This window comes from Massilia sp. CF038 (genome assembly GCF_900129765.1).
GTDB lineage: Bacteria > Pseudomonadota > Gammaproteobacteria > Burkholderiales > Burkholderiaceae_D > Telluria_A.
In genome coordinates this window covers 1,386,174-1,399,569 of the sequence record NZ_FQWU01000001.1, presented here as the reverse complement: position 1 = coordinate 1,399,569, position 13,396 = coordinate 1,386,174, and the positions used below count along the sequence as shown (strand labels likewise).

At 60.4% G+C, this 13,396-nt stretch carries 11 protein-coding genes; 8 read left to right on the top strand and 3 right to left on the bottom strand.

The window, feature by feature from the left end; genetic code table 11:
• Positions 1-36: 36 nt before the first annotated feature.
• Positions 37-2,478, bottom strand: a complete 2,442-nt coding sequence (locus BUC24_RS06480) for a family 1 glycosylhydrolase (RefSeq protein ID WP_229448057.1) — start codon at positions 2,476-2,478, stop codon at positions 37-39.
• Between the two features lie 49 nt (positions 2,479-2,527).
• On the opposite strand from BUC24_RS06480, the gene galT reads away from it, so the two are divergent.
• The 8 genes from galT to BUC24_RS06440 all read left to right on the top strand — a co-directional run bounded on the left by galT (position 2,528) and on the right by BUC24_RS06440 (position 12,151).
• A complete protein-coding gene (gene galT / locus BUC24_RS06475) occupies positions 2,528-3,622 on the top strand; it encodes a galactose-1-phosphate uridylyltransferase (protein ID WP_073213261.1) in 1,095 nt (364 codons plus the stop codon).
• Positions 3,619-4,704, top strand: a complete 1,086-nt coding sequence (galK, locus tag BUC24_RS06470; RefSeq protein WP_073213260.1) for a galactokinase — start codon at positions 3,619-3,621, stop codon at positions 4,702-4,704. The genes galT and galK overlap by 4 nt, the downstream gene beginning before the upstream one ends.
• Positions 4,701-6,461, top strand: a complete 1,761-nt coding sequence (locus BUC24_RS06465; RefSeq protein ID WP_073213259.1) for a glycoside hydrolase family 2 protein — start codon at positions 4,701-4,703, stop codon at positions 6,459-6,461. Before galK ends, BUC24_RS06465 begins: the two co-directional genes overlap by 4 nt.
• A gap of 9 nt (positions 6,462-6,470) precedes the next feature.
• Entirely contained in the window at positions 6,471-7,754 is a 1,284-nt protein-coding gene (locus BUC24_RS06460; RefSeq protein WP_073213258.1) for a glycosyltransferase, read from the top strand.
• A 37-nt stretch (positions 7,755-7,791) separates the two neighbouring features.
• Positions 7,792-8,862, top strand: coding sequence for an aldose epimerase family protein (locus BUC24_RS06455; protein WP_229448055.1), 1,071 nt, complete (start codon positions 7,792-7,794; stop codon positions 8,860-8,862).
• A gap of 95 nt (positions 8,863-8,957) precedes the next feature.
• Positions 8,958-10,112, top strand: a complete 1,155-nt coding sequence (gene glf, locus BUC24_RS06450; protein WP_073213256.1) for a UDP-galactopyranose mutase — start codon at positions 8,958-8,960, stop codon at positions 10,110-10,112.
• A 24-nt stretch (positions 10,113-10,136) separates the two neighbouring features.
• Positions 10,137-11,156, top strand: coding sequence for a UDP-glucose 4-epimerase GalE (gene galE, locus BUC24_RS06445; RefSeq protein ID WP_073213255.1), 1,020 nt, complete (start codon positions 10,137-10,139; stop codon positions 11,154-11,156).
• 98 nt (positions 11,157-11,254) lie between these two features.
• The gene (locus tag BUC24_RS06440) at positions 11,255-12,151 is read left to right on the top strand and encodes a LysR family transcriptional regulator (RefSeq protein ID WP_073213254.1); all 897 of its coding nucleotides are present in this window, start codon (positions 11,255-11,257) and stop codon (positions 12,149-12,151) included.
• Here the strand turns inward: BUC24_RS06440 and BUC24_RS06435 are convergent.
• On the bottom strand, positions 12,121-12,729 hold the full coding sequence (locus tag BUC24_RS06435) for a LysE family translocator (protein WP_073213253.1): 609 nt from the start codon (positions 12,727-12,729) through the stop codon (positions 12,121-12,123). The genes BUC24_RS06440 and BUC24_RS06435 overlap by 31 nt on opposite strands.
• Positions 12,730-12,810: 81 nt before the next feature.
• On the bottom strand, positions 12,811-13,257 hold the full coding sequence (locus BUC24_RS06430) for a hypothetical protein (protein ID WP_073213252.1): 447 nt from the start codon (positions 13,255-13,257) through the stop codon (positions 12,811-12,813).
• Positions 13,258-13,396 lie beyond the last annotated feature (139 nt).

The following is a 13,396-nucleotide window of genomic DNA, read 5'->3' as shown; positions in this document are numbered from 1 at the left end:
GAGGCGGAGGCGCCCACTGCCAGTGCGCAGGCTTGCCTACCGTTCTACTGTCGCAGGCAATTCCAACGCTGCACTGTCATCGCACTCGCGCTCCGCCAAAAAGCGCATCAACGCGTTCTCCAGCGAGGGAAGCAGCACCCCGCGCTGGCTTCCCAGCACACTGTAGCGTGGCCGCTGGGCGGGCAGCTCCGTCTCGGACGAACACTGTTCCTGCAAGCTGTCGGCACTGATTCCTGCCAACCGGGCTGCCTGTCTTGCGAAACCGCTCCAGGTGACTGCGCTGCCGTTGGTCAGATGCCAGATGCCGCTCTCTTTATCAATCACCAAATCCAGACAGCAATGCACCAGATCGGGCACATAGGTGGGAGAGACAATCACGTCGCTAGCCGCGGAAAACGGCGCGCCAGCCTTCAACGCGGCAAGCGCATGCGCAACAAAGTTATGTTGATCCCACGGTCCAAAAAAGGCGCTGGTACGCACGATAAGCGCACCAGCGTGCCGTTCCATGACAGCTTGTTCGGCCATCGCCTTGCTTTTCCCGTACACATTCAGCGGGCCGGTCGCGTCTGACTCGACATAGGGCGCTCCCTGCTCACCGTCAAACACCAGATCGCTGGAGAACGTGGTGAAATGCACGCCGTGGCGCGCGCATGCGTCAGCCAAAACAGCGGGGCCGTCCACGTTTTCACGCAAGCAGCGTTCCACGTCAGTTTCGGCATCGTCGACCCGCACATAGCCGCTGGCGTTGATCAGCGCCCATGGCTGGTAACGCGCAATTGCCGCTTCCACAGACGACTGGTCGGCGATATCCATTTCGTCGCGGCAGAGTACCCGATACGGCAAGTGACGCAACTGGCAGATGCGGGCAAACGCGCGCCCCAGCGTGCCGGACGCCCCAGAGATAAGGATGGGCGCCGGCGCCTTGCCCGATACCACATGACAGTCCGCGCTAATGGAGGCAACCGCGTCAGAGGTGGCCACAGGCGCGCACAGGAAGCGTTCCGGCCTGCGCCACCAGCCCTTGCTGTGCAACACCGGATCGCCGGGCACCACGCCCTTGGCCAAGTCCCGCATCATGCCGGCGAGCGCGGTCGGCCGGGGCACACCGCCGCGCAAGTCAAACGGACCAGGTTCGTAGTAGCCATTCTGTAACGTGACCAGGCTGTTCCAGTCAAATGCACCAAGCAGTGACCATACCGTCACGGCGCGCAGGTCCACCCCTCTTCGCTGGGCATGTTCACATGCTGCCCATATCTCGTGCAGCCAGCGCAGCTGGTCCTCGCGCGTGGCATCGATGTGCACTTCGGTGACCGCGATCGGAATGCCGTAGCGCGACCACACTTCGTCGAGCAAAGGACCAATGCCCGCAGACGGCACCGCCAGCGCACGCGCCGCTTCGATGTCGGCGCATGGCGTCGCGCCTGCCATGCCCCGAAACTGGGGCGGATAATTGTCCACCCGGTGATCAAGCCAGCGTTCGCTGGTCACATAATAATTGACGCCAATAATGTCCGGCGGGCAGGCGTTCTCCTGGAACCAGGCAAGCTCGGAGGGACTGACGCCGTTTTTCATGAAGTAAGACCACAACGCGTGTGATGGGTCGACTCTGCCGCACAGCAGATCCCAGCCAAGCCAGCGCCGCTCGTTATAAAACTCGACCGTCGCATGCATGGCCCGGGTACCGTAGGTTTTGCCCAGGTCATCCGTCTGAACCAGTTTGGCGGATGGATTGACCGCGCGGATTTCGCGCATGGCCAAGATGGTTGCCTTGCTTTGCACCAGTAGCGCGCGCAGAAACAGCGCATCGCTGCGCGCATGGGGATACCAAAACCCGTACAGGCAAGCAAACCGTGCCGTGGTCAGCGGTTCGTTGACCACCGTGTAATACTCAGCCCAGGGATAGCGGCGTGCCACCGCAGCTGCAAATTCGGCTAGGCCGGTGGCAAACGCCGGATCGGTTAAATTCGTGTGCTGCGGACCGCTGCCATGGTGCACCAGCCCGAGGATGGGCGTGACCTGATGATCGCGCAGCGCCTGCAAGCGCAGGTCGGTCACATCCCAGTCGGCAGCCTCGATGCCCGCAGGCGCGATTTGTTCCCACAGCACTGGATAGCGAATCGCGGAAATGCCCAGCGCAGCAAAGCATTCGATATCTTCCGCGCGCTGTGCGTGTCCATTCAGATCGGCCTGGGAATGGAAGCGGTCACCGACACGATTAATAGTGCACTCCAGACCGCCCCACAATGCGATTGATGCCCCCTCGTCCCCGCTACGCTTTCTATCCATAAATAGACTCTCTCCGTCGAAAATTTCTTGGTGGATTTTACACATTTTGCCACGGTCGCAGCGCGAGTTTGCCTCTGGAATCTCATGATGACTTAAGGAACTAAGCCATATATCGTATGGAGATAATGTAGGCAATGTCCTATCCGCATCTCGGCAGATATCCGACATGCACGATACGATTTCCTCATCCATTCGATGCTACGATTTTGCATATGTAACCAAATATGTCGAGTCGATTTTTATGTATAGCGTGGATCTTTCCAAACCTGACGGACGCAAGCTGACGCTGTATAGCCAGCGTCCCATCAGCGCACCAGCCAGCGCCCCCAGTCCCGACAGTCAGCCGACCAATCCCAACCCGCACCTGCGCTGGCACCCCTTGCGCGGCGAGTGGGTGGCCTATGCGTCGTTCCGGCAGAACCGGCCCTTCCTGCCACCGCCTGAATACAATCCTCTGGCCGTGACGACGGATCCAGCCAATCCGACCGAATTGCCGGAAGGCGATTATGAAGTTGCCGTGTTCGATAACCGTTTTCCTTCACTCTCGCTCGCCTCGACCGAGCCTGCTGCAATGCACATCGATACTGCGCCGGCCACCGGCCACTGCGAAGTGGTCGTCTTCACCCAGCAACCCACGGCCGCGCTGCACAGTCTGGGGGCGGCGCGCATTGACCTTTTGCTGCAGGTGTGGGCTGACCGCACGCGCCGCGCCGCCGAAACCGGCGCGATTCGTTATGTGCTGCCGTTTGAAAATCGCGGCGCCGAAGTAGGCGTCACCCTGCACCACCCGCATGGCCAGATCTACGCCTACCCTTTCGTCCCACCCGTGCCAGAGCGCATGCTCCAGAACGAAGCACGCTATTTCGCCGAACATGGCAGCAGCCTGCTGTGCGACATGGCGCGCACCGAACTGGAGGATGGGCGCCGTGTGGTCTACAGCAACGAGCACGCCGTCGCATTTGTCCCTGCGTGCGCGCGCTACCCCTACGAGGTGTGGGTCATGCCGATCACCCCGGCGGCTAGTTTTGCGGCACTGAGCGACGCCCAGCGCGCCGGATTGGCGCTGGCAGTGCAGGCGGTTCTGCTCAAGTATGAGCATCTGTGGCAGCGCCCCTTCCCTTACCTGATGGCGTGGTACCAGGCCCCGACCGATGGCCTGCCCCATCCGGAAACCCAGTTGCACGCCCAGTTCTACCCACCCTACCGTACCCGCGACCGCCTGAAGTATCTGGCGGGTACGGAGATCGGCGCCGGCATGTTTGCCATGGACGTGCTACCTGAAGAAAAGGCAAAAGAGCTACAGATGGTCGCAATCGATCTGGATCAACCAACATGAACTTCGAGAAATTTTTTGATTCATGCACCCCGGTAGAGGCCTCCGCGCCAGGCCGCGTCAACCTGCTGGGCGAGCATACCGATTACAACGACGGCTTCGTGCTGCCCATCGCCACGCCCATGCGCACGCACGTGGCCGTGGCGCCCAGCCGAGACGACGCTTTCCATTTCCACTCGGAAGACCTGGACGACACCGTGGTGCTGGGCCAGCGCGGCCGGCTTGCATCCGGATTTGGCCGGTATATCGAAGGCTGCATTCGCATGCTGGAGCAAAGCGGCCACACGGTGCCGCCACTGCGCATTTACGTGCGCTCCACAGTGCCGGTGGGCGCCGGGCTGTCTTCCAGCGCTGCGCTGGAAGTGGCCACGCTGCGCGCGCTGCGCACCCTGCTCAAGCTGCCGCTTAACGACATCGACATTGCCAGGCTGGCGCAAAAGGCCGAGATCGTGTACGCCGGGGTGCAGTGCGGCATCATGGATCAAATGGCGTCCAGCCTGTGCGACGCATCGCACATGCTGTTTCTGGACACGCATTCACTGGAAAGCCAGGTGCTGTCACTGCCGTCCGATTGCGAAGTGCTGGTGATCGACAGTGGCGTGGCGCGCACCCTGGCCGCTTCCAAGTACAACGAGCGCCGGGCCGAGTGCGAGACTGCAGCCAGGGCCATGGGCCTGGCGTCACTGCGCGAGCTGCACCATGCCGACCTGCTAAACCAGGTCGACGAGCCGTATCGCCGCCGCGCCCGCCATGTCTACTTTGAAAACGCGCGCACGGCGCGTGCCGCTGCGGGCTGCAGCGGCGCCGAGTTTGGCCAATTGATGAACGAATCGCACGCCAGCCTGCGCGACGACTATGAAGTATCCATCCCCGAACTGGACGTCTTGTCCCAGCTCATGCGCGAAGCGCCGGGCGTACTGGGGGCGCGCCTTACCGGCGCTGGATTTGGCGGCGCCTGCGTCGCCTTGTGCGAAAGCGGGTCTGCAGCAGCCGCAGGCGCGTCCGTCCTTTCGAAATACAACACTGACGGCCGCAGGGGACGCCTGCTGATGCCGCAAACAGAACAGACAGGGGCCAACACGTGAGTCAATTCGAATATCCTCGCCCACAACTGGTGCGCGACAACTGGCAATGCCTCAACGGTCAATGGGATTTCGCCTTTGACGATGAACTGCGCTACCGCACGCCGGAAGACGACATTGTCTGGGACCGCACCATCACCGTGCCGTTTGCGCCCGAATCATCGGCCAGCGGCGTTGGCGACCAGGGGTTCCACCGGGCCTGCTGGTACCGGCGCCAGTTCGATGTGGCACCTGGCGACGGCAGCGTGATCCTGCACCTCGGTGCGGTCGACTACGCGGCCAGGGTCTGGGTGAACGGCCACCTGGTGGCAGAGCACGAAGGTGGTCACACCCCGTTTTCGGCCGATATCTCGAATACACTCAATGCGCAGGGCCCGCAAACCATCGTGGTGCACGCGCTCGACGATCCGCATGACCTGGCCAAGCCGCGCGGCAAGCAGGACTGGCTGCGCGACCCGCATTCCATCTGGTACCCACGTACCACCGGCATCTGGCAGACGGTGTGGGTCGAACGGGTGGCGGCCACCTATATCCAGAAGCTGAAATGGACGCCGATTTTCGAAGTATTCGAGATCGGCTGCGAGATTTTTGCGGCAGGCGAGATCAAGGACGACCTGTTTGTCGAAGTCAAGATCTGGCATGGCGAAAGTTTGCTGGCCGACGACCACTACAAGCTGATCGGCCACGAGGCGAACCGCAAGATTTCCCTGTCCGACCCGGGCATTGACGATTCGCGCAACGAGTTGCTATGGAGCCCGGAACGCCCCACCCTGCTGACCGCCGAACTGACCTTGCGCCACCAGGGCCGGGTGCTGGACACGGTGCGCTCCTATACGGCGCTGCGCTCGGTTGCCATTACGCGTGACCGCTTCATGCTCAACGGCCGCCCCTACCCTTTGCGCCTGGTGCTGGACCAGGGCTACTGGCCCGATACCCTGATGTCGGCGCCGTCCGACGAAGCCTTGCGCAAGGACGTCGAACTGGCCAAGGCCATGGGTTTCAACGGCGTGCGCAAGCATCAGAAAATCGAGGATCCGCGCTACCTGTACTGGGCTGACAAGCTGGGCCTGCTGGTATGGGAAGAAATGCCATCGGCGTACCGTTTCAGTCCGAAAGCAATCACGCGCATCGTGCGCGAATGGACCGAAGCCATTGACCGCGATTACAGCCATCCCTGCATCATCGTGTGGGTGCCATTCAACGAGTCCTGGGGCGTGCCGAACCTGACCTCGACCCAGGCGCACCGCAATGCCGTCGAAGCGCTGTACCACCTGACCAAAACGCTCGACAGCACGCGGCCAGTGATTGGCAACGATGGCTGGGAAGCGTCCGCCACCGACATTCTGGGCATCCACGACTACGATGCCGATCCCGAGAAGCTGCGCTCGCGCTACGAAACCACGGAGCCGCAACGCACCCTGTTCGACCAGCGCCGCCCGGCCGGCCGCATTCTGACGCTCGATGGCTTTCCCCATCGGGGCCAGCCCATCGTGCTCACGGAGTTTGGCGGCATTGCCTATGACGCCAGCGGCGACCAGGAAGCGGGCACCTGGGGCTATTCGCGCGCGGACTCCCAGAGCGCATTCATCGACCACTACCGGCGCTTGCTGCAGGTGGCGAATACAACTGTGCTGTTCAGTGGATTTTGCTACACCCAGTTCGCTGACACCTTCCAGGAAGCCAATGGCTTGCTGAAGGCGGACCGCACGCCCAAGGTCTCCCTCGAAGAAATCAACGCGGCAACGCGCAACATAACCTAAGGAAAAATCATGAATCAAGAACTACAACAAACCGCGCGCAATGCTATCGCAAGTAATTTCAACGCCCTGCCCATCATGGTGGTGTTCTGTCACCTGCGCTGGGACTTTGTGTATCAGCGTCCCCAGCATCTGCTATCGCGACTGGCACAGTTCTACCGCATCCTGGTGGTGGAAGAGCCGATCTTCCACGACGGTGAGAGTTTCCTGAAAACCTATGATCCCTGTCCGAACCTGACCGTGATCCAGCCGCATACAGCGGTGCACGCGCACGGCTTTCATGACGAACAGTTTGCTGCCCTGACGCCGCTGCTGGCCGACCTGGTGCCGGCTGCGACCAAGCCGGTCGTGTGGTTCTATACGCCGATGGCGCTGCCCTTGCTGCAATTGTTCCAGCCGAGTCTGGTCGTCTACGACTGCATGGATGAATTGTCCGCATTCAAAAACGCGCCTCAACAATTGCTGGAGCGTGAGAGCGCCTTGCTCAAGACGGCCGACATCGCCTTCACTGGCGGACCCAGCCTGTATCAAGCCAAGCGCGCGCGCCACGCCAATACCCATTGCTTCCCCAGCAGCGTCGATGTCGCTCATTTCTCCAAGGCGCTTGACCGCACCCAGGGGCATCCCTCGCAACAATCGCTTGCGCAACCGCGCCTTGGCTACTACGGGGTGATTGATGAGCGCTTTGACGTTGATCTGCTGGCCGCCGTTGCCAATGCACGTCCGGACTGGCAGCTGGTAATGGTGGGCCCGGTCGTAAAAATCGATCCGGCCAGTCTTCCAACCAACCCCAACATTCACTACATGGGCCAGGCAAAGTACGAGGAATTGCCTGCCTACCTGGCCGCATGGCAGGTGTGTCTGATGCCGTTCGCACTCAATGAGTCAACCAAATTTATCAGCCCCACCAAAGTGCTGGAATACATGGCGGCGGAATTGCCCATCGTCAGTACCGACATCACTGACGTCACCAAGCCTTACGGCCATATCGTCAGTATTGCCCACACGCCTGAGGAGTTCGTCAACGCATGCGAAGCGTCACTTGCCATGCCTGCGCAGCGTCAGGCCAGCATGCGCGAGCAGATGCGCGCGGTCGTCAAGGCCACCTCGTGGCAAAGCACTGCCGAGCGCATGTTCCAGCTGATCAAGCAAGGTCAGGCGGCAAAATCGGCAGTGCCCGCCAGCAAAGCGCGCGCGGCCGCCAGTGGCGTGGGATATGCGCCCACCATGGCCATGGACAAGATCATTGCCAAGCATACCGATGCCGACGCACTGACCACGGCTGTCGGCAAGTAATCCACGCATGCCAGCCGTCTTGCCCATTCAGACTGAATTGTTCGGCGCCCTGTCCGACGGGCGGGAGGTGACCCGCTACACCTTGCGCAATCGGAGCGGGCTGGTCGTCAAGCTGATTGATTTCGGCGGCATCATCACCGAAATTCATACGCCCGACCGCGCCGGGGAACTGGGCGACATCGTGCTCGGCTATGACAATTTGGCGCAATACGAACAAGACGCGGCTTACTTCGGCGCGCTGGTCGGACGCTACGCGAACCGCATCTGCCAGTCGCGCTTCAGTCTGGACGGCCGCAGCGTCGCGCTTGCGCCCAACGATGGCGCCCACCATTTGCACGGCGGGCCCATCGGGTTCAACAAGGTCCTCTGGAAGGGTGAGCCGTTCGCGTCCGAAGGCAGCCGGGGCGTGGCCCTGACCTATCGCAGCAAAAACATGGAGCAGGGTTACCCGGGTACAGTAGAGGTTCGCGCGACCTACGAGCTGAACGACGAGAACGAGCTCCTGTTTGGCTTCAGTGCGGTCACGGACGCGCCCACGCCCATCAATTTGACGCAGCACTCCTACTTCAATTTGTCCGGTGCGCCCGATATCCTGTCGCACCAGTTGCGCATCAACGCACACTTTGTTACCGCCATCGATGCTGAATCGATTCCGCTTGGCATAGCCATGCCGGTGGATGGAACCCCGTTCGACTTCCGCACGGCCCGTTCCATCGGGGAAGGAATTGGCCAGGAACATGCGCAGCTCAAGAACGGGCAAGGCTACGATCACAACTTCGTCCTGACGCGCCATGGTGCGGACGAGCTCGTTTGTGCTGCCACCCTCCATGAGCCCACATCCGGCCGGGTACTGGAACTTTTCACCCAGGAGCCCGGGGTTCAGTTTTACAGTGGAAACTTTCTCGATGGGGCACTTGGTGGCAAGCGACGCCGCTACGGCCACCGCAGTGGACTCTGTCTTGAGCCGCAACATTTCCCCGACTCGCCCAATCAGCCGCAGTTTCCGAGCACGATTTTGCGCCCAGGCCAAACGTACGCAACGCAATCGAAGTACGTTTTCTCTTGCGCAGCACGTCTGCCGGGCGACCAGCATGGCGGCGGTCCGTAACAGGCCACGCCTGCCTGGCCATTTAATGACGAGCGCTGCGCTTCCAAGCGCCGGCGCTCACCACCAATGTATTGACTACCAGTTCGGATCTCCATATGAAAAAGAAAATCGCCATCGTCGGTGCCGGGTTCTCCGGCGCCGTTATTGCCAACCAGCTCGCACAAGCTGGCTATGAACTCGACGTCTTCGACGCCCGCCCTCACGTTGCGGGCAATTGCCATTCCCAGCGCGACCCGGAAACCGGCGTGATGGTTCACGTCTACGGACCACACATCTTTCATACAGACAATGAGCGGGCCTGGGCCTTCGTGAATCGCTTCAGCAACTTCAAGCCCTTTGTCAATCGCGTCAAGGCCATCACCAAGGGCCAGGTGTTCACCTTGCCCATCAATCTGCTGACCATCAACCAGTTTTTTGGCAAGACCATGCGCCCGGCCGAGGCGCAGGAATTCCTCGCCGCACTGGGTGACAAAACTATTGAGAATCCCGCCACCTTCGAAGACCAGGCCCTGCGCTTCGTCGGCCGCGAGCTGTATGAAGCGTTTTTCAAGACGTACACGATCAAGCAGTGGGGACTTGACCCCAGTGAGCTGCCTGCGAGCATCCTGAAACGCTTGCCAGTCCGCTTCAATTACGACGACAACTACTTCAACCATAAATACCAGGGCATGCCGGAAGATGGCTACACGGCGCTGGTGGAAAAAATACTCGACGTGCCAGGCATCACACTGCACTTGAATACGCGTTTTGAACCGGCCTCCAAAGCAGACTACGCCCACGTGTTCTACAGTGGCCCGATCGACGCCTGGTTCAACCACTCGCTGGGCCGGCTGCCGTACCGTACCCTGGACTTCAAGATGTTCCGGGCCCAGGGCGACTACCAGGGCAATGCGGTGATCAACTACTGTGACGACGGCGAGGAATACACGCGCATCACGGAACACAAGCATTTCTCGCCGTGGGAGCAGCATGAAAACACGGTCTGTTACGCTGAATACAGCCGCCAGTGCGAAGAAAATGACATCCCCTACTACCCGATCCGAATGGCGCGCGACAAGGAGCAGCTGGAGCGCTACATCAATATCGCCAAACAGGAAACCAACGTCACCTTTGTAGGCCGGCTCGGCACCTATCGGTATCTGGACATGGATGTGACGATCCATGAAGCCTTGCTCACAGCGGACCAGTTCCTTGCAAGCGAGAAGGAAAAAAGCGCGATGCCGGCCTTTGTCGTCAATCCGCTGGGCTAAGGTCTATTCCACACAGGAGAAAGCATGCAAATTCTGGTTACCGGCGGCTTGGGCTATATTGGCTCGCACACCTGTATCGCCCTCGTGGAGGCAGGCTACACGCCTGTCGTTCTCGACAACCTGTCAAACAGCCAGCTCGATGTGCGCGAGCGCGTGGCGGCGATTACCGGCAACGAGCTCCAGTTCATCGAGGGCGACATTCGGGACACGCATGCGCTCGATACCGTGTTCGAAAAATTCGAGATCGGCGCGGTGATGCACTTTGCCGGCCTGAAAGCGGTCGGCGAATCGGTGGCCGAGCCCTTGCGCTACTACGATAACAATGTGTCGGGGACGGTCTCTCTGCTCTCGGCCATGCACCAAAACGGCGTCAAGACCATGGTGTTCAGCTCATCGGCAACCGTGTACGGCGATCCGCACACGGTGCCCATCACGGAAGCATTCCCGCTGGGCGCCACCAATCCTTACGGCCGCAGCAAGCTGATGATCGAAGAGATCATGCGCGACCTGTTCGCATCCGACCCAGGCTGGCGCATTGCCCTGCTGCGTTATTTCAACCCAGTCGGCGCGCATGAAAGCGGCTTGATCGGGGAAGAGCCGAGCGGCATTCCGAATAACTTGATGCCCTACATTGCCCAGGTGGCGGAGGGGCGGCGTGAAAAACTCTCGGTCTACGGGGCCGACTACCCCACGGTCGATGGCACCGGCGTGCGCGATTACATTCACGTCGTTGATCTGGCCGAGGGGCACGTCCGCACCTTGAAGCGCCTGGAAGAACATGCCGGTTTGCATACGTATAACCTTGGTACCGGACGCGGGTCGAGCGTGCTTGAAATGATTCGGGCCTTTGAACAAGCGAGCGGCAAGCCCATACCCTATACGCTGGCGCCGCGCCGGCCAGGCGATATTGCGGAATGCTATGCCGACCCATCGCTATCGGAACAAGAACTGGGATGGCGGGCCACGCGTGACGTTGCGCAGATGTGCGCTGATACCTGGCGATGGCAATCGCGCCAACGGGGGGAGTCGAAACCGGCCAGTTAAGCTGCGTGCTGTCGCTGATGTCGTGACTGCAACCGGCCGCGTTGACCTTGGGGTATCATGTTTTTTTGACAGACTGATTGCCCCCTGCCCGTGCTGCAATGATTGACGACATCCGTTACCTCATCATCTTTGCCAAAGTGGCAGAGCAAGGCTCCCTGACGGCGGCGGCGAATGCGCTCGATCTGTCCGTTTCGACTGTCAGCGCCCATTTGAGCCGGCTGGAGGCCAATCTGAACACGGCGCTTTTCTATCGCAACACGCGCCGCATGACCTTGACCAGCGAGGGTGCGAGCCTGCTTGCCACTGCCAGCGCCATGCTCGAACTGTATGAAAAGGGCATGCTGGAATTCAAACAGCGGACGGTATCAACCGCCCAAACGCTGCGCGTTGCCGTGCCAGCCGTCCTGTCCGGATGTCGCCCCTTCATGCAAGCGCTGGCCGCGTTTTCCCAGAAGTTCGAGGCGGCCACATTGGACATGACGTTCAGCGACACGCGCGAGGACATTGTTGGTGACGGCTATGACGTCGCCTTCCGCATCGGTGAACTGCCTGACAGCACCTTGAAGGCCAAGCCGGTGTTTCAGTTCGCGCGGACCGTGGTGGCCAGCCCCGCGCTGCTCGAGGGCAAAGGTTCGCTGCGCCACCCGGACCAGGCTGCAACCTTGCCGTGGATTGGTTTGTCGATGATGCCCAGTCTGCGAACCTTCACGCACGCCAATGGCGACACATGCACGATTCGCTATCTGCCCCGCGTGTGCGTCAATAACGTGGAGGCGGCCTATCAGCTCAGCCTGTGTGGCGTGGGCCTGTCGGCCCCGCCAACCTTCCGCGCAGCGCAAGCATTGTCGCGCGGCGACATCGTCGAGATCCTGCCCGGCTGGACACTCACACCGCTGACGGTGCATGCGGTGTGGCCTGCCAATATGTCAGCGTCCAGCCTCGCCTATCTGCTCATCAATCATGTTCACCACCAACTGCTGGACGAGAGCTTGTAAAGCGCATCCAGCTGGGGAACGACCAGATAGAACGCGCACCCGACCAGCAGTATCCCCATCACACTGTTGAACAGCTTGACGCGTCGCTCGCTGGTCAGCACGTACGATACGCGCTGCCCCAGAACTGCCCAGGCGGCCAGCGACAAAAAGCACACGGCGAAGTAGATCACCACAAACAGCATGAAAGGAACGGCCGAGTGCGGATCTGAAAACAGTGCCGCGCCGGATGCGCAGGCGATCCATGCTTTCGGGTTGGTCCACTGCAGCAGCCAGCCCTGAAAAAACGTCGGCACCGGATTGCGAACTGCGCCAAGGCTGGCGTCGGCTGTCATGATGCTCCAGCCCGTACGCACAATAAAAACGCCCCCAAGCAAACTCAGAAAGGGCATCGCCGCCGAGAACACATCGGACAGCGCGTGCAAGGACACGCCCACCGCAACAAGCAGTAAGGTGAATCCGATCACCGCGCCGCTCACAAAGGGCATCGTGTTGCGGACACCATGATGAGCGCCGGCCGAGACGATGGCCATGTTAACCGGACCGGGCGAGGCAGACATGGACAGGGAGAAAATGGCCATCGTCGTCAATAGTGAAATCAATCAAGTCTCCTGGAAGATTGTTGCGAGGCGATGGGCGGGGCCAGATATGTATGCCCATTCCTAATAGGCAGACGGGCCGAGCCGGCGCAACAGCGTCACATTGGCCTTTTGCTCCTTTGTCAGCCCATCCAGCAGGGTGCTGCGGGTGCGCTGATCGCTGTTGCGTTCGACGTGAAGCAGCAATGCAGCATGCAGCAAGGCATACGAGGCAAGTCCGAACTCGCGCGGCGTCAGGCCGGCCCGGCTGATGGCCTTCAGCACCTGAGGCTTGCCCTCAATCGAACGGATATATGCTTCTACCGGCAACTTCCCATTTTTCCTCCCCTTCTGATCCGGTTCTGGGCCGTCATCGAAATCGATCTGACTCAAGGCAGCGTTGACAGAGTGAAGCCGCTCGACGTGGACCGAACTGAGCAAAAAATGCTCGTCTGCCGTACCCGCCCAGGCAAACTGCGCCGGCAAGAAGAACCAGAGCAGGACGATGCTGGCGAAATGAAATGGACGCATGAAGTGCTTTCGTTAAGAGTGGGAAGTCTGATCCGGTACACATGACCAGGTCGCCGAGAGCGATCGCGCCATTGTCGGCACTGCCCATCGTTTCGCAAACACAAAATCCCGAAAAGCGCTTTTCGCCAGCGCGAAAATG